Consider the following 243-nt stretch of genomic DNA (forward strand, 5'->3'; position numbering starts at 1 on the left):
GTTCCAGATCATGCGCCGCCATGCCTTCCGCCACCTTGCGCCATCGGCCCATCTGGTCAGCGATGACGAGGCGCTGGACCAGCATCCCGCCCCCTCGCCTTCGGCGCTGGACGACCGGCTCGACGTGGTCAAGGCGCTGGCGCGCATCGCGCCCATCCACCGCGAGGTGCTGGTGCTCTATTACTTCGACGACATGCCCACGGCCCAGATGGCCGAGGCCCTGGACATTGCGCCGGGCACGGT

General features: G+C 68.7%; 1 protein-coding gene. It reads left to right on the forward strand.

The features are described from left to right. Window positions 1-243: RNA polymerase sigma factor (locus MXD60_RS26465; RefSeq protein ID WP_283099039.1), on the forward strand; the 243-nt coding region annotated here is incomplete at both ends.

The sequence above is a fragment of the Frankia sp. AgB32 genome (genome assembly GCF_023243045.1).
Classification (GTDB): domain Bacteria; phylum Actinomycetota; class Actinomycetes; order Frankiales; family Frankiaceae; genus Frankia.